The sequence below is a fragment of the Streptomyces radicis genome (assembly GCF_003626575.1).
In the GTDB taxonomy this organism is placed as follows: domain Bacteria; phylum Actinomycetota; class Actinomycetes; order Streptomycetales; family Streptomycetaceae; genus Streptomyces; species Streptomyces radicis.
Genome location: NZ_RBDY01000001.1, coordinates 140,113 through 156,427 on the forward strand (window position 1 = coordinate 140,113; position 16,315 = coordinate 156,427).

The window sequence follows — 16,315 nt, forward strand, 5'->3', positions numbered from 1 at the left end:
GGCCTGGAGGAGCGGACATGCGACTGGGGATCAACCTCGGCTACTGGGGAGCCGGGATGGACGCGGACAACCTCACCGTCGCCCAGGAGGCGGACCGGCTGGGGTACGCGGTGTGCTGGGCCGCCGAGGCGTACGGCTCCGACGTGCCCTCGGTGCTCGCCTGGGTCGCCGCGCGGACCGAGCGGATCGACGTCGGCTCGGCCATCCTCCAGATCCCGGCCCGCGCCCCCGCCATGACGGCGATGACCGCGGCGACGCTCGACACGCTCTCCGGCGGGCGCTTCCGGCTCGGCCTCGGCGTCTCGGGGCCCCAGGTGTCCGAGGGGTGGTACGGCGTCGCGTTCGACCGGCCGCTGGCCCGCACGCGCGAGTACGTCGAGATCGTCCGCAAGGCGCTCTCGCGCGAGCGGCTCACCCACGAGGGCGAGCACTGGACGCTGCCCCTGCCGGGGGGTCCTGGCAAGCCGATCAAGCTCACCGTGCACCCCGTCCGCCCGCACATCCCGCTGTACATCGCGGCCATCGGCCCCAAGAACCTCACCCAGACCGGCGAGATCGCCGACGGCGCGCTCCTGCTCTTCTACTCCCCGGCGCACGCCGAGGAGACGGCGCTCGCGCCCCTGCGCGCCGGGCGCGCGAAGGTCGGCAAGGGCCTCGAGGGCTTCGACGTGGTGCCCACGGTCCCGCTGGCGCTCGGCGACGACATCCCCGCGCTGGCCGACCAGTTCAGGCCGTACACCGCGCTGTACGTCGGCGGCATGGGCTCCCGCGAGCAGAACTTCTACAACCGCCTCGCCCAGCGCATGGGCTATGCCGAGGAGGCCGCGGAGATCCAGGAGCGCTATCTCGCCCGCGACAGGGACGGGGCGGCCGCCGCGGTCCCGCACCAGCTCATCGACGACACCACGCTGATCGGCCCCGTCGCGCGGATCGCCGACCGGATGCGGGCGTTCGCCGACGCCGGGGTCACCACCCTGTCGCTCGCGCCCGCCGGCTTCACGCTGGAGGAGCGCGTCGCGGGCCTGCGCGCCGGCGCGGAGGCGTTGGAACGCGCCGGGCTCGCCTGAGAACGCTCCCGCTCCAGGGCCTACGCTGGCGACATGCCCACCCTGCTGCTCCTCCGACACGGTCGGACCACCGCCAACTCCGCTGGCCTGCTGGCCGGTCGCGCCCCCGGCGTCCGGCTCGACGACCACGGCGAGTCCCAGGCCGCGGCCCTGCCCGACCGGCTGTCCGGCGTTCCCTTGGCGCTCGCCGTGCACAGCCCGTTGGAGCGCTGCGCGCAGACCCTGGCGCCCCTGCGCGCCGCCCGCCCCGAGCTGCCCGTGCACGCCGACGACCGGGTCACCGAGTGCGACTACGGCGCGTGGACCAACCGCGCGCTCAAGGAGCTGGCCCACGAGCCGCTGATGGCCACCGTCAGGAGCCAGCCGTCCGCCGTGGTCTTCCCCGGCGGCGAGGCGCTGCGCGACGTGCACGCCCGCGTGGTCGCCGCCGCGCGCGGCTGGGACGCCACGGTCGCCGCCGACCACGGCCCCGACGCGGTCTGGCTGATGTGCACCCACGGTGACAACATCAAGGCGATCGTGGCCGACGCCCTCGGCCTCCACCTCGACCTGTTCCAGCGCATCGCCCCGCACCCCGCGTCGCTCACCGCGATCCGCTACGGCAGCCCGCCGTTGCTGCTGCGCTTCGGGGACACCGGCGACCTGGCCGAGTTCGTCCCGCACACCGAGGAATCGACGCGGGACGCGGCGGAGGCCACCGAGGCGCCGGTGGGCGGTGGTGCCTAGGCACGGTGATCGCCAAGCGCAGTAGGGTGCCAGTGTCCCAAGCAGTCGACCCCACGGAGCAGTACGTGTCCCGTCAGGTGTTCCTCTACGACCCTCCCGAACGCTTTGTCGCCGGGACGGTCGGACTGCCTGGCCGCCGTACCTTCTTTCTACAGGCCACGGCGGCAGGGCGTACCACCAGCGTCGCTCTGGAGAAGGCCCAGGTGGAGGCGCTCGCGGAGCGCATCGACGAGCTGCTTGACGAGGTGGTGCGCCGCTCCGGGGGCAACACCACCGTGCCCGCCGTCGCGCCCGCCGAGCTGAGCGACACCGACCCGCTCGAGACCCCCGTCGAGGAGGAGTTCCGCGTCGGCACCATGGCCCTGGCGTGGGACAGCGACAGCGAGCGGATGATCGTCGAGGCGCAGGCCCTCGTCGAGCTGGACGCCGAGTCGGAGGAGGCGTTCGCCGAGGCCGAGGAGCGCCTGCTGCGCGACGACGAGAACGGCCCCCCGATGCTGCGGGTCCGGCTCAGCGGCACCATGGCGAGGGCGTTCGCCAAGCGCGCCCTCGAGGTCGTCAACGCCGGGCGCCCGCCCTGCCCCCTGTGCAGTCTCCCGCTCGACCCGGAGGGACACGTATGTCCGCGCCAGAACGGATACCGGCGCAGCCGGATGTGACGGCGGGCGAGGTGCTGGCCCGTGGCGAGCTGACGGTGGTCGGGCGGATCACGGACGCCTCCAACGCGGTGCTCTACGCCACCGCCGAGCTGGACGGGCGCAGCGTGCCGTGCGTGTACAAGCCGGTCGCGGGGGAGCGCCCGCTGTGGGACTTCCCCGACGGGACCCTGGCGCAGCGCGAGGTGGCGGCGTACGAGGTCTCCCGCGCGCTCGGCTGGGACATCGTGCCGCTCACGGTCCTGCGCGAGGGCCCGCTCGGCACCGGCATGTGCCAGCTGTGGGTCGGGCCCACGCCCGAGGACGAGGACGTCCCGCAGGGCCCGGGCGACCTCCTCGCGCTCGTCGACGCGGACGAGCCGGGGCCAGGGTGGAAGGCCGTCGGGTTCGCCGAGGTCGCCCCCGGCCGCTCCGCCCTGCTGGTGCACGCCGACGACGAGCGGCTGCGGCGCGTGGCCACCCTCGACGCGGTGATCAACAACGCCGACCGCAAGGGCGGGCACCTGCTGCCCCTGGCCGACGGCCGACTCCACGGGATCGACCACGGCGTGACGTTCCACACGGAGAACAAGCTGCGCACCCTCCTGTGGGGCTGGGCGGGCGAGCCGCTGCCCGGGCCCGCGCGGGAGGCGTTGCGGACCCTTGACGCCCAACTCGCCGACGGCACCCCGCTGTCCACCAGGCTCGCGGAGCTGATCACGCCGGCGGAGTGCGACGCGCTGCGCGCCAGGACGGCCGCCCTGCTCGACACCGGGCGCCTGCCGAGCCCGGGCGGCGAGTGGCCCGCGATCCCCTGGCCGCTGGTGTGAGAGGCGCTTCGGCCCTGTCGTAGTGGCGGCCTCGGCCGGTTAGGCTCGGGGCATGTATGCCTGGCCAGCCTCCAAAGTTCCCGTTCTGCCCGGTCAAGGCCGTGATCTCTCGATTCACGACACCGCGACGGACCGCCGCGTCACCCTCACGCCCGGTCCCGTCGCCCGGCTCTACGTCTGCGGCATCACCCCTTACGACGCCACCCATCTCGGACACGCGGCCACCTACATCGCGTTCGATCTCGTGCAGCGGGTCTGGCTCGACACCCAGCGCCAGGTCCACTATGTGCAGAACGTCACCGACGTCGACGACCCGCTGCTCGAGCGGGCCGCCGCCACGGGGGAGGACTGGACGGCGCTCGCGGAGCGCGAGATCGCGCTGTTCCGCGAGGACATGACCGCGCTGCGGGTCCTGCCGCCGCGGGACTACATCGGCGCGGTCGAGGCCATAGCCGACATCGTTCCCCTCGTCGAGCGGCTGCGGGACAGCGGCGCGGCCTACGAGCTCGACGGAGACGTGTACTTCTCCGTCGAGTCCGACCGGCACTTCGGGTCCGTCGCGGGCCTCGACGCCGACACCATGCTGACCCTGGCCGCCGAGCGCGGCGGCGACCCCGGCAGGGACGGCAAGAAGAACCCCCTCGACCCGCTGCTGTGGCAGGCGGCCCGCCCCGGCGAGCCCTCGTGGGACGGCGCGTCGCTCGGCCCTGGGCGCCCCGGCTGGCACATCGAGTGCGTCGCCATCGCGCTCGACCACCTGGGCATGGGCTTCGACATCCAGGGCGGCGGGTCCGATCTCGCCTTCCCGCACCACGAGATGGGCGCGTCGCACGCCCATGTCCTCACCGGCGCCCACCCGTTCGCCCGCTCCTATGTGCACAGCGGAATGGTCGGGTACGAGGGCGAGAAGATGTCCAAGTCCCGCGGGAACCTCGTCCTGGTCTCCCGGCTGCGCGGCGCCGGGGTCGACCCCGCGGCGATCCGGCTCGCGGTGCTCGCGCACCACTACCGCGCCGACTGGGAGTGGACCGACGCGGAGTTGGCGTCGGCCGAGGGGCGGCTGGCCGCGTGGCGGGCCGCCGTCTCGCGCCCCGACGGGCCACCGGCCGACGCCGTGGTGGAGGAGATCCGCGCGGCGCTCGCCGACGACCTGAACGCCCCCGCGGCGCTGGCCGCCGTGGACCGCTGGGCGGCCGACCAGGCCGCGGGCGGCGGCGGGGACACCGGCGCCACCGGTGTCGTCTCCCGCGCCGTGGACGCGCTCCTCGGCGTCGCCCTGTAGCTCCCCCCGGGCCCCGCGGGCGCCGACGGCTCGTCAGTCGTCGGAGTCCGCGGGCCCCTGATCCTGCGGGCCCTGGCCCTGGTCCCCTTCGGAAGGCCGCTTGCGCGGCCTGGTCCTTCCGCTGCCGGGATCGCGCAGATACGAGCCGCTCGCGTCCCCCGCGGACGGCTGCCCGTCCCTGCGGCGCAGATACCGCTCGAACTCCTTGGCGATCGCCTCGCCCGTGGCCTCCGGCAGGTCGGCGGTGTCCCTGGCCTCCTCGAGCGACTTGACGTAGTCCGCCACCTCGCTGTCCTCGGCGGCCAGTTGGTCGACGCCGATCTGCCACGCGCGGGCGTCGTCCGGCAGGTCGCCCATGGGGATGCCGAGGCCGAGCAGGTCCTCGAGCGAGTGCAGCAGCGCGAGCGACGCCTTGGGGTTGGGCGGCTGCGCGACATAGTGCGGAACGGCCGCCCACAGCGTCACCGCGGGCACCCCCGCGTGGGTGCACGCCTCCTGGAGGATCCCGACGATGCCGGCGGGCCCCTCGTACCGCGACTCCTCGAGGTCGAGGGTGCGGGCCAGGTCCTCGTCCGAGGTCACGCTGGTGACGGGGACGGGACGGGTGTGCGGGGTGTCGCCGAGCAGCGCGCCCAGGACGACCACCATCTCGACGCCCAACTCGTGGGCGAAGCCGAGGATCTCGTTGCAGAACGAACGCCAGCGCATGCTCGGCTCGATGCCGCGGACCAGCACCAGGTCCCGGCGCTTCACCGGGCCGTGCTCGGAGCCGATCCTGACCACGGAAAGGCGGGTCGTGGGCCAGGTGACGCGGCGCACTCCGCCGTCGAGCCAGATGTGCGGGCGGTTGACCTGGAAGTCGTAGTAGTCCTCGGCGTCGAGCGCCGCGAACACCTCGCCCTTCCACTCCCGCTCCAGGTGCGCCACCGCGGCCGAGGCCGCGTCACCGGCGTCGTTCCAGCCCTCGAACGCGGCCACCATGACCGGGTCGACCAGCTCGGGAACCCCGTCGAGCTCGATCACCCAGCGCCTCCTCCCGGCCGGGTCGGGTGGGAAGCCCCGGCCCGGCTGCCGTAACTGTTCCGTGCGGCCCCAGCCTACGGCGTGACCGTGCCCAACCAGCAGCCTTGCTACGCATGGGCACCGCGTGCGCTCCGTGATCGCCCGTGACGGAGCGCGAGGGCGGGGGCGGGCACCGGCCGGGAGGGACCGGTGCCCGCGGCCCTGGAGGGCCGGGGAGTGAGGCGTCAGTCGCCGTCCTCGAGCCAGCCCATCGTGCGGTCCACGGCCTTGCGCCAGTACGCGTACTCCTTGTCGCGCTCGGCCGGGTCCATGCCGGGGGTCCACTCGGCGTCCTTGCGCCAGTTGGCCCGCAGGTCCTCGACGTCGGTCCAGAACCCGACCGCGAGACCGGCGGCGTAGGCGGCGCCCAGGCTCGTCGTCTCGGCCACCTCGGGGCGCACCACGGGGACGTCGAGGAAGTCCGAAATGGTCTGCATCAGCAGGTCGTTGGCGACCATGCCGCCGTCCACCTTGAGCGAGGTGAGCTTGGTGCCCGAGTCCTTCCGCATGGCGTCCACGATCTCCTTGGACTGCCACGCCGTGGCCTCCAGCACGGCCCTGGCGATGTGCGCCTTGGTGACGTAACGCGTCAGGCCCGCGATCACGCCCCTCGCGTCGGCGCGCCAGTGCGGCGCGAACAGGCCGGAGAACGCCGGGACGAAGTAGGCGCCGCCGTTGTCCTCGACCGTCCTGGCCAGGTCCTCGATCTCGGGCGCGGTCTTGATCAGCCCCAGCTGGTCGCGCATCCACTGCACGAGCGCGCCCGTGACGGCGATGGAGCCCTCGAGGGCGTACACCGGCTCCTGGTCGCCGATGCGGTAGCCCATGGTGGTGATGAGCCCGGCGTAGGAGTTGATGGCCTCGGTGCCGGTGTTCATCAGCAGGAACGTTCCGGTGCCGTAGGTGGACTTGCCCTCGCCGACCGAGAAGCAGGTCTGCCCGAACAACGCCGCCTGCTGGTCGCCGAGCGCCGATGCGACCGGGACGCCGTCGAGCGCGCCGCCCTTGGCGTTGCCGTAGACCTCCGACGACGACCTGATCTCGGGGAGCACCGAGGACGGGACGCCGATGGCCTCGCACAGGCCCTCGTCCCAGCGCTGGGTGCGCAGGTCCATCAGCATCGTGCGGGAGGCGTTGGTGACGTCCGTGACATGGACCCCGCCGTCGACGCCGCCCGTCAGGTTCCAGATGACCCAGGAGTCCATCGTCCCGAAGAGCAGCTCGCCCCGCTCGGCGCGCTGCCTGAGGCCCTCGACGTTGTCCAGGAGCCAGCGGACCTTTGGACCCGCGAAGTACGCGGAGAGCGGCAGCCCTGTCTGGCGGCGGAAGCGGTCCATGCCGCCCTCGCGGCCGAGCTCGCGGGTCAGCGCGTCGGTGCGGGTGTCCTGCCAGACGATCGCGTGGTGCACCGGGTCGCCCGTCGCCCTGTCCCACAGCATCGTGGTCTCGCGCTGGTTGGTGATGCCGATCGCCTTGACCTGCTCCTTGCCGATGCGAGCGCTCGCGAGGGCGCCGGCCATGACCTCCTGGACATTCGTCCAGATCTCGGCGGCGTCGTGTTCCACCCAGCCCGGCTTGGGCAGGTACTGCTCGTGCTCCTTCTGGGCGACGGAGATGACGTGGCCGTCGCGGTCGAAGATCAGGCAGCGGCTCGAGGTGGTGCCCTGGTCGATGGCGGCGATGTACTCGTTGGTGGCGATGGCGTCGGTCATGCGGCGGCTCCTGATCGGGTCCGGGCGGCTTCAGGGGGCAGAACGGCGTGGTGCGCGTGCCGGCCGCGACGGTGCCGGTCCCCGGCCGACAGTCGGCCGACGTTCGACAATGCCGACCATGGCACGGCAGTTTTCTCCTCGGTTGCGACCGCCGTCAAGGGTCGTGCGACAGATAACGCTCGGGTGTGCCTGGATTGTCCTAGAAGCGCCCGGCTCCCAGCTCGCGCGACACGGAACGCGCACAGTCCCTGACGGCCGCGACCAGCCAGGGCCGCGGCTCCCCTTCGGCGAGCACGCGCTCGACCGCCCCGCTGATGCCCACCGCGCCCACGGCCGCCCTCCCGCGGTCAAGGACGGGCGCCGCGATCGAGGCCACGCCGTCCCACGTCTCGCCCACGTCACTCGCCCAGCCCCTGGCCCGCACCCGCTCCAGCTCGGCGCCGAACCGCGCCGGATCCACCACCGTCAGCTCGGTGAACGCCTCGAGCGCCCCCTTCGACGCCTCGGCCCGCACGGCCGGGTCCCACGCGGCGAGCGCCTTGCCGAGCGCCGTGCTGTGCAACGGGTGCAACGCGCCCACCTCGGGCACCTGGCGGCTGTCGTCGGGGCGGAAGACGTGGTGCAGCAGCAGCACGCCCTGCCCGTGCGGCACCCCGAGGTAGGCGCTCTCCCGCGTGGCGCGCGCCAGGTCGTCCGTCCACACCAGCGCCCGCGCGCGCAGCTCGTGGGTGTCCAGATAGCCGCTGCCCAGGCGCAGCAGCTCGGCGCCCAGCCGGTACCGGCCGCTGGTCGGGTCCTGCTCGACCAGGCCCTCCTTGGCCAGGGTCCGCAGCAGCCCGTGCGTCGTGCCCTTGGCGAGCCCGACGGCGGAGGCGATGTCGGTGAGCCCGAGCCGCCGCTCGCCGCCGGCGAGCAGCCGCAGCACCGCGGCGGCGCGCTCGAGCGACTGGATGCTCCGCGCCATGTCCGCCTCCTGTCCGCCCTCGACGACCGAGGAAGTTCGGCAATGCCGAACGATAGCGGACGATGCCGATTGGTGGCGGGGTAACGGGCGCATCGGGAGCGCGCACCCCGCCGTGGTGTCTCCCCCGGCGGGGGCCACGGCCGTTAGGCTGATTCGGTGCGCTTCGTTCACGACGCGCATAGCCGACAGCCGTCGCACCCCAGGGAGCATGCCCATGGCCTCATCCAGCCCGCCCTTCGCGCCCCAGGCCGAGCGAGCCGCCGCGCTCAGGGAGGCCCTCGCCTCCCGCGTCGTCGTCGCCGACGGCGGCATGGGCACGATGCTCCAGGCGCAGGAGCCGACGCTGGAGGACTTCCAGCAGCTCGAAGGGTGCAACGAGGTCCTCAACGTCACCCGCCCCGACATCGTCGCCTCCGTCCACCGCGCCTACTTCGATGCCGGTGTCGACTGCGTCGAGACCAACACCTTCGGCGCCAACCTCTCCGCCCTCGGCGAGTACGAGATCCCCGAGCGCATCGCCGAGCTCTCGGCCGCCGGCGCGCGCGTCGCCCGCGAGACCGCCGACGCGTTCGCCGCCGAGGACGGCCGCCCCCGCTGGGTGCTCGGCTCGATCGGCCCCGGCACCAAGCTGCCCAGCCTCGGCCACATCACCTACCCGGCCCTGCGCGACGCCTACCAGCGCAACGCCGATGGCCTGATCGAGGGCGGCGCCGACGCGCTGCTCGTGGAGACCAGCCAGGACCTGCTCCAGACCAAGGCCGCCGTCCTCGGCGCCCGGCGCGCCCTGACCGCCGCGGGCGCCGACCTGCCGCTGATCGTCCAGGTCACGGTCGAGACGACCGGCACGATGCTGCTCGGCTCCGAGATCGGCGCCGCGCTGACCTCCCTCGAGCCGCTGGGCATCGACATGGTCGGCCTCAACTGCGCGACGGGCCCGGCCGAGATGAGCGAGCACCTGCGCTATCTCGCCCGGCACGCCCGCGTTCCGCTGTCCTGCATGCCCAACGCCGGGCTGCCCGTCCTCGGCAAGGACGGCGCGCACTACCCCCTGGGCCCCGCCGAGCTGGCGGACGCGCACGAGACGTTCATCGGCGAGTTCGGCCTCTCGCTCGTCGGCGGCTGCTGCGGCACCACACCCGAGCACCTGCGCCAGGTGGTGGAGCGGGTCCGCGACCTGCGGCCCGCGCCCCGCGACCCCAGCCCCGAGCCGGGGGCCTCGTCGCTCTACCAGACCGTGCCGTTCCGCCAGGACACGTCCTATCTGGCCATCGGCGAGCGGACGAACGCCAACGGCTCGAAGAAGTTCCGCGAGGCGATGCTGGCCGGGCGCTGGGACGACTGCGTGGAGATGGCGCGCGGCCAGATCCGCGAGGGCGCCCACATGCTCGACCTGTGCGTGGACTACGTCGGCCGCGACGGCGTCGCCGACATGGCCGAGCTGGCGGGTCGTTTCGCCACCGCGTCGACGCTGCCGGTCGTGCTGGACTCCACCGAGCCCGCCGTGCTCGAGGCCGGACTCGAGAAGCTCGGCGGCCGGGCCGTGATCAACTCTGTGAACTACGAGGACGGCGACGGGCCCGACTCCCGCTTCGCCAGGGTCACCCGGCTTGCCACCGAGCACGGCGCCGCGCTCATGGCCCTGACGATCGACGAGGAGGGCCAGGCGAGGACGCCCGAGCACAAGGTCGCCATTGCCGAACGGCTGATCGCCGACCTCACCACGAACTGGGGCGTGGCCACGTCGGACATCATCATCGACTGCCTCACGTTCACCATCTGTACCGGCCAGGAGGAGTCCCGCAGGGACGGCCTCCACACGATCGAGGCCATCCGCGAGCTCAAGCGCCGCCACCCCGACGTGCAGACCACCCTGGGCCTGTCCAACATCTCCTTCGGCCTCAACCCCGCCGCCCGGCTCGTCCTCAACTCCGTCTTCCTCGACGAGTGCGTCCAGGCCGGGCTCGACTCCGCGATCGTGCACGCCGCCAAGATCCTGCCGATCGCCCGGATCGAGGCCGAGCAGGTCGAGGCCGCCCGCGACCTCATCCACGACCGGCGCACCCCCGACCACGACCCGCTCCAGCGCTTCCTCGAGCTGTTCGAGGGCGTGGACGCCAGGTCGATGCGCGCGGGCAAGACCGAGCAGCTGCTCGCGCTGCCCCTCGACGAGCGCCTGAAGCGCCGGATCGTCGACGGCGAGCGCAAGGGCCTGGAGGCCGACCTCGACGAGGCGCTGACCGAACGCCCCGCGCTCGACATCGTCAACGACACGCTGCTGTCCGGCATGAAGGTCGTCGGCGAGCTGTTCGGCTCCGGGCAGATGCAGCTGCCGTTCGTCCTCCAGTCCGCCGAGGTGATGAAGGCGGCCGTGGCCCACCTCGAGCCGCACATGGAGAAGTCGGGCGCCGACGGCAAGGGCACCATCGTGCTGGCCACCGTCCGCGGCGATGTCCACGACATCGGCAAGAACCTGGTGGACATCATCCTGACCAACAACGGCTACAACGTGGTCAACCTCGGCATCAAGCAGCCGGTCTCCGCCATCCTCGACGCCGCGAAGGAGCACCGGGCCGACGTCATCGGCATGTCGGGGCTGCTGGTGAAGTCCACGGTGATCATGAAGGAGAACCTGGAGGAGCTCAACCACCGCGGCATGGCGGCCGACTACCCCGTCATCCTGGGCGGCGCCGCCCTCACCCGCGCCTATGTCGAGCAGGACCTGCACGACATCTACCGCGGCGAGGTCCGCTACGCCCGGGACGCGTTCGAGGGGCTGCGGCTGATGGATGCCCTGGTCGCCGTCAAGCGCGGCGTCCCGGGCGCCACTCTCCCCGAGCTCAAGCCCCGCCGCGTCGCCCGCCGTTCGGCCCCGCTGCCCGAGGCCGACGGCGGCGACGGCGGCCCTGTCCGCTCCGACACCGCCACGGATGTCCCCATCCCCACCCCGCCGTTCCTCGGTACCCGCGTCGTCAAGGGCATCCCGCTCAAGGACTACGCGGAGTGGCTCGACGAGGACGCGCTGTTCAAGGGGCAGTGGGGCCTGAAGGCCACGCGGACCGGCGAGGGGCCCGACCACGCCGAGCTGGTCGAGACCGAGGGCAGGCCGAGGCTGCGCGGCTGGCTCGACCGGCTGCACACCGACAACCTCCTGGAGGCGGCCGTCGTCCACGGCTACTTCCCCTGCCACGCCGAGGGCGACGACCTGGTGATCCTGGACGACGAGGGCAAGGAGCGCACCCGCTTCACCTTCCCGCGCCAGCGCCGCGGCCGACGGCTGTGCCTGGCCGACTTCTTCCGCCCCGCCGAGTCGGGCGAGACGGACGTCGTCGCGCTCCAGACCGTGACCATCGGGCCCCGGGTGAGCGAGGCGACCGCCGAGCTGTTCGCGGCCGACTCCTACCGCGACTACCTGGAGCTGCACGGCCTGTCCGTCCAGCTCGCCGAGGCGCTCGCCGAGTACTGGCACGCCAGGGTCCGCGCCGACCTGGGCATCGGGGGCAACGACCCCGCGGGCCTCGACGGGATGTTCCGCACCGAGTACCAGGGCTGCCGTTACTCCCTCGGCTACCCCGCCTGCCCCGACCTCGAGGACCGCGCCAAGATCGCCGAGCTGCTCGGCTCCGAGCGCATCGGCGTCACGCTCTCCGAGGAGTTCCAGCTGCACCCCGAGCAGTCCACGGACGCCATCGTCCTTCACCATCCGGAAGCCAACTATTTCAACGCCCGTTGACCCGTCCGGGTGATATGGCCCGGGCGGCTTCCCGAGCGCCGACGTAGACTGATCGGTCCGGTACAGGCCGGTCGCCCCCCAGGGCGGCCGGCCTGCGCGTCCCTTGTGGACTTGTGGAGGTGTGCGGATGACGAGTTCCCTGCCCGCCATGGATGTCAGGGCGCCGTACGACGGCGGCCCGCAGGCCGTGCTGCTCGACATGGACGGCACGCTGGTGGACACCGAGGGCTTCTGGTGGGACGCCGAGGTCGAGGTCTTCGGCGCCCTGGGACACGAGCTGGCCGACGAGCACCGCGAGGTCGTGGTCGGCGGCCCCATGACCCGCAGCGCCGGGTACCTCATCGAGGTCACCGGCGCCGACATCACCCTGGACGAGCTGCGCGTGCTGCTCAACGCGGGCTTTCTGCGCCGCCTCGAGCGCGGCGTTCCGCTGATGCCGGGCGCCAGGCGGCTGCTGACCGAGCTGGCCGCCCACCGGGTGCCCACCGCCCTGGTCTCCGCGTCCCACCGGACCGTCATCGACCGCATGCTGGTCTCCCTGGGACCCGAGCACTTCGCGCTCACCGTCGCGGGCGACGAGCTGCCGCGCACCAAGCCGCACCCCGACCCGTACCTCGCCGCGGCCGCGGGCCTCGGCGCCGACCCCGCGCGCTGCGTCGCCATCGAGGACACCGCCACCGGCGTGGCGTCCGCCGAGGCGGCCGGCTGCCTCGTGATCGCCGTTCCCTCGGTGGCCCCCATCCCGGCCGCCTCGGGGCGCACCGTCGTGGACTCGCTGGAGCGGGTCGACCTCCCTCTGCTGCGCTCCCTCGCGGCCCGTGATGTTTCTCACCTGAGGAACGGGGTTTCGGCGGACTAGGGTCGTGGCGGCCGGTCCCGCAGCAAGGATAAGAGGAAGACCCGTGAGGCGACGAGGTGCGTTGGCGCCACTCCCGACGACCCTCGGGCTTGTCACGGCCCTGCTGCTCGGCGGCTGCGGCCTCACCGGCGACGAAGGGCCCGGCGACGCCGAGCGAGTGGTCGTCGGGATGACCGACGAGGTGCTGGCCACCGACCCGGCCTCCGGCTACGACCCCGGCTCCTGGCTGGTGTTCAACAACGTCTTCCAGTCGCTCCTCAGCTTCCCGCCCGGCGGGACCGAGCCGCAGCCCGAGGCCGCCAGGTCCTGCGGCTTCACCGACCGGGTCAGCCAGCGTTTCACCTGCACCCTGCGCGAGGACCTGACCTTCAGCAACGGGCACGAGCTCACCTCCCGCGACGTCAAGTTCTCCTTCGACCGCACGCTGAGCATCAACGACCCCGACGGGCCCGCCGTGATGCTCTCCACGATCGACCGAATAGAGACGCCGGACGACCGGACCGTCACGTTCCACCTCAACCAGCCCGACGCCACCTTCCCGCAGAAGATCGCCTCGGGCGCGGGGTCCATCGTGGACCACCGCTCCTACCCCGCGGACGAGCTGCGCACCGACGGCGAGGCCGTCGGCTCCGGCGTCTACACCCTGGAGAGCTACGGCGACGGCGAGGCCGTCTTCGCGGCCAACGACGACTACCAGGGCCCGGCCGAGCGGAAGAACGCCGAGGTCACCCTGCGCCTCTTCCACGGCGACCAGCAGGCCCTCAGGACCGCGGTGGAGAACGGCGAGGTCGATGTCGCCTACCGCGGCCTGGCCGCGAGCGACATCGCCGACCTGGAGAGCTCGACCATCGCGGGCGGCAGCCGCGTCAAGGTCGTGGACGGCACGAGCGCCGAGGTCCAGCATCTGGTGTTCAACATGGACGACCCCGTGGCCGGCGACCCCGGCGTCCGCCGCGCCATCGCCCACCTCATCGACCGAGGCACCCTCACACGCGACGTCTACCGGCGCACCGCCGAGCCGCTGTACTCGGTCGTCCCGGTCGGCATCACCGGCCACAACACCGCGTTCTTCGACACCTACGGCGACCTCCCGCGCCCCGACCTCGCCGAGGAGGCGCTGCGCGAGTCCGGCCACACCGACCCCGTGGAGCTGACCCTGTGGGTCACCCCGGCGAGGTTCGGACCCGACACCGAGGCGGCGTTCGAGTACATCGCCGACCAGCTCAACGCCAGCGGCCTGTTCGACGCGTCGGTGCGCAGCGTCCCGGCCGACGAGTTCGCCGAGGGCGTCAGCGACGGCGACTACGGCGCCTATGTCCGCGGCTGGGTGCCCGACTACCCCGACCCCGACAACTTCACGGCCCCCTTCTTCGGCGAGGGCAACGTCCTGGAGAACAACTACGAGTCCCCCCGCATCACCGACGAGCTGATCCCGCGCACCGAGCAGGAGAGCGACCGCGGCCGGACCGTCGAGGACTTCGCCACGCTCCAGGACATCGTCGCCGATGAGCTGCCGCTGATCCCGCTCTGGCAGGGCAAGCAGTACGCCGTCGCCGCCGACGGCATCGACGGACTCCAGTGGACCCTGGACGCCTCCACCGTCTTCCGCTTCTGGGAGATCGGCAAGTCCGAGTCCTGAGGCCCCCGGAGCGCACCGGGGCCCGGCCCATGACCCGGCTCAGTTGCCCGGGCGCACCAGGCCGCTCTCATAGGCGAACACCGCGGCCTGCACCCGGTCGCGCAGCCCCAACTTGGTGAGCACATGGCCCACATGGGTCTTCACCGTCGTCTCGCTGACGAAGAGGTCGGCGGCGACCTCGGCGTTCGACAGGCCGCGCGCCACGAGCTTGAGCACCTCGACCTCGCGCTCCGTCAGCGTGCTCAGCGCGTCGGGCACCGACTCCTCGCCCGATGGCAGCTTCCCGGCGTACATGTCGAGCAGCCGCCGCGTCACGCTCGGCGCCAGCATCGCCTCGCCCGCCGCCACCACCCGGATCGCCTGCACCAGCTCACCGGCGGGCGCGTCCTTGAGCAGGAAGCCGCTGGCCCCCGCCCGCAGCGCCTCCACGACGTACTCGTCCAGGTCGAACGTGGTCAGCACGAGCACCTTCGCCGGACCGTCCTTCTCGGGACCCGTGATCCGCCGCGTCGCCTCCACCCCGTCCATCCGCGGCATCCTGATGTCCATCAGCACCACGTCGGGCTGCAACGCCCGCACCTGGTCGAGCGCCTGCACCCCGTCCCCGGCCTCCCCGATGACGGCCAGGTCGTGCTCGGCCTCGAGGATCATCCGGAATCCGGTGCGCAGCAGCGGCTGGTCGTCGACCAGCAGAACGCGGATCGGCAGCACGGGGTCGCCCTTCGCTCGGGGGTACGGCACGGGTCACTCGGGACCGCGCACCATTCTCGCTCACCCCCCTCCCTCAGTCCTCCCCGCCTCCGCCGCACCCGCGGGGGCGCGGTCGTCCAACGGCAGCCTGGGCTGGATCATCAGCGGATAGGGCGGGGGAGTGCCGCCGAACGCGGGGCAACGGGCCCTGTGGTCGCACCAGTCGCACAGCCGCCCGGGACTCGGCCGCCAGTCGCCCGTCTCGGTCGCCTGGCGGATGGCCTCCCACAGCGCGAGCAGCTTCCGCTCCACGCTGCGCAGATCCGCCTCCTGCGGGTCGTACGTCAGCACGTCCCCGCTGCCGAGATACACCAGCTGGAGCCGCCGCGGCACCGTGCCCCGCAGCCGCCACAGCACCAGCGCGTAGAACTTCATCTGGAACAGCGCCTCGCCCGCGAACTCCGAACGCGGCGCCTTCCCCGTCTTGTAGTCCACGACGCGGACCTCGCCCGTCGGCGCGATGTCCACCCGGTCGATGACGCCCCGCAGCCGCAGCCCCGACTCGAGGCGCGTCTCCACGAACAACTCCCGCTCCGCGGGCTCGAGACGCGTCGGGTCCTCGAGCGAGAACCACCGCTCGACCAGCTCCTCCGCCCCCGTCAGCCACTCGGCCAGCCGCGCCGCGTCGATCCCCTCACCGCCGCCGTCCTCACCCGGGCCGCCCTCACCTGAGCCGTCCTCACCCGAACCGGTGAACAGGCGGGCCAGCTCGGGCCGCTTGGCCAGCAGGCGCTCCCACTCGCCCACCACGAGCGAACGCGCCCGCCGCACGCTGCGCTGCGCCGCCGGCGCGTCGAAGACCCGCTCGAGCACGGCGTGCACGACCGTCCCACGGGTGGCCGCGGCGTTCGGCTCCTCGGGCAGTTTGTCGATCACCCGGAAGCGGTACAGCAGGGGACACCGCATGAAATCGGCGGCCCTCGACGGCGAAAGCGAGTCAGGAGGCGTGGCGGCGGACCCAGTCATGGAGCGAACCCTACGGCGCGTCACTGACACTCAGCGGCATACCATCGACTCCGGGCCCGCACGCACGGCAGGATTCGGGCGCGAGGCAACGAG

General features: G+C 72.7%; 13 protein-coding genes. 8 read left to right on the forward strand and 5 right to left on the reverse strand.

Translation table 11 applies throughout. From position 1 onward, the window contains the following. Nucleotides 1-17 precede the first annotated feature (17 nt). The 5 genes from D7318_RS00625 (at nucleotide 18) to mshC (ending at nucleotide 4,540) form a co-directional block, all read left to right on the forward strand. Nucleotides 18-1,067 carry an LLM class F420-dependent oxidoreductase gene (locus D7318_RS00625; protein ID WP_120694823.1) on the forward strand — a complete coding sequence of 350 codons (1,050 nt, stop codon included), beginning with the start codon at nucleotides 18-20 and terminating at the stop codon, nucleotides 1,065-1,067. A 33-nt stretch (nucleotides 1,068-1,100) separates the two neighbouring features. Then, complete coding sequence (locus D7318_RS00630) at nucleotides 1,101-1,793, forward strand: MSMEG_4193 family putative phosphomutase (RefSeq protein WP_120694824.1); 693 nt, start codon at nucleotides 1,101-1,103, stop codon at nucleotides 1,791-1,793. A 65-nt stretch (nucleotides 1,794-1,858) separates the two neighbouring features. Further along, nucleotides 1,859-2,452 (forward strand): DUF3090 domain-containing protein, encoded by a 594-nt coding sequence (locus D7318_RS00635; RefSeq protein ID WP_120694825.1) that lies wholly within the window; start codon nucleotides 1,859-1,861, stop codon nucleotides 2,450-2,452. Continuing rightward, a complete protein-coding gene (locus D7318_RS00640) occupies nucleotides 2,413-3,258 on the forward strand; it encodes an SCO1664 family protein (RefSeq protein ID WP_120694826.1) in 846 nt (281 codons plus the stop codon). The genes D7318_RS00635 and D7318_RS00640 overlap by 40 nt, the downstream gene beginning before the upstream one ends. Nucleotides 3,259-3,310: 52 nt before the next feature. Continuing rightward, nucleotides 3,311-4,540: a cysteine--1-D-myo-inosityl 2-amino-2-deoxy-alpha-D-glucopyranoside ligase gene (gene mshC, locus D7318_RS00645; RefSeq protein ID WP_120694827.1), complete on the forward strand. Its 1,230-nt coding sequence runs from the start codon at nucleotides 3,311-3,313 to the stop codon at nucleotides 4,538-4,540. Between the two features lie 33 nt (nucleotides 4,541-4,573). Here mshC and D7318_RS00650 read toward each other — a convergent pair whose 3' ends face one another. From D7318_RS00650 to D7318_RS00660, 3 genes are all read right to left on the reverse strand, one after another. Beyond that, nucleotides 4,574-5,563 (reverse strand): PAC2 family protein, encoded by a 990-nt coding sequence (locus tag D7318_RS00650; RefSeq protein WP_120694828.1) that lies wholly within the window; start codon nucleotides 5,561-5,563, stop codon nucleotides 4,574-4,576. A 224-nt stretch (nucleotides 5,564-5,787) separates the two neighbouring features. Beyond that, nucleotides 5,788-7,314 carry a glycerol kinase GlpK gene (gene glpK / locus D7318_RS00655; protein WP_120694829.1) on the reverse strand — a complete coding sequence of 509 codons (1,527 nt, stop codon included), beginning with the start codon at nucleotides 7,312-7,314 and terminating at the stop codon, nucleotides 5,788-5,790. 199 nt (nucleotides 7,315-7,513) lie between these two features. Further along, the gene (locus D7318_RS00660; protein WP_120694830.1) at nucleotides 7,514-8,278 is read right to left on the reverse strand and encodes an IclR family transcriptional regulator; all 765 of its coding nucleotides are present in this window, start codon (nucleotides 8,276-8,278) and stop codon (nucleotides 7,514-7,516) included. A gap of 214 nt (nucleotides 8,279-8,492) precedes the next feature. On the opposite strand from D7318_RS00660, the gene metH reads away from it, so the two are divergent. The 3 genes from metH (at nucleotide 8,493) to D7318_RS00675 (ending at nucleotide 14,506) form a co-directional block, all read left to right on the forward strand. Then, complete coding sequence (gene metH / locus D7318_RS00665; protein ID WP_120694831.1) at nucleotides 8,493-12,008, forward strand: methionine synthase; 3,516 nt, start codon at nucleotides 8,493-8,495, stop codon at nucleotides 12,006-12,008. 127 nt (nucleotides 12,009-12,135) lie between these two features. After that, nucleotides 12,136-12,867 (forward strand): HAD family hydrolase, encoded by a 732-nt coding sequence (locus D7318_RS00670; RefSeq protein WP_120694832.1) that lies wholly within the window; start codon nucleotides 12,136-12,138, stop codon nucleotides 12,865-12,867. A gap of 43 nt (nucleotides 12,868-12,910) precedes the next feature. Further along, entirely contained in the window at nucleotides 12,911-14,506 is a 1,596-nt protein-coding gene (locus D7318_RS00675; protein WP_408055429.1) for an ABC transporter substrate-binding protein, read from the forward strand. 39 nt (nucleotides 14,507-14,545) lie between these two features. Here D7318_RS00675 and D7318_RS00680 read toward each other — a convergent pair whose 3' ends face one another. Next, the gene (locus D7318_RS00680) at nucleotides 14,546-15,214 is read right to left on the reverse strand and encodes a response regulator (RefSeq protein WP_120695200.1); all 669 of its coding nucleotides are present in this window, start codon (nucleotides 15,212-15,214) and stop codon (nucleotides 14,546-14,548) included. A 63-nt stretch (nucleotides 15,215-15,277) separates the two neighbouring features. After that, a complete protein-coding gene (locus tag D7318_RS00685; protein ID WP_120694833.1) occupies nucleotides 15,278-16,222 on the reverse strand; it encodes a RecB family exonuclease in 945 nt (314 codons plus the stop codon). Between the last annotated feature and the right edge of the window lie 93 nt (nucleotides 16,223-16,315).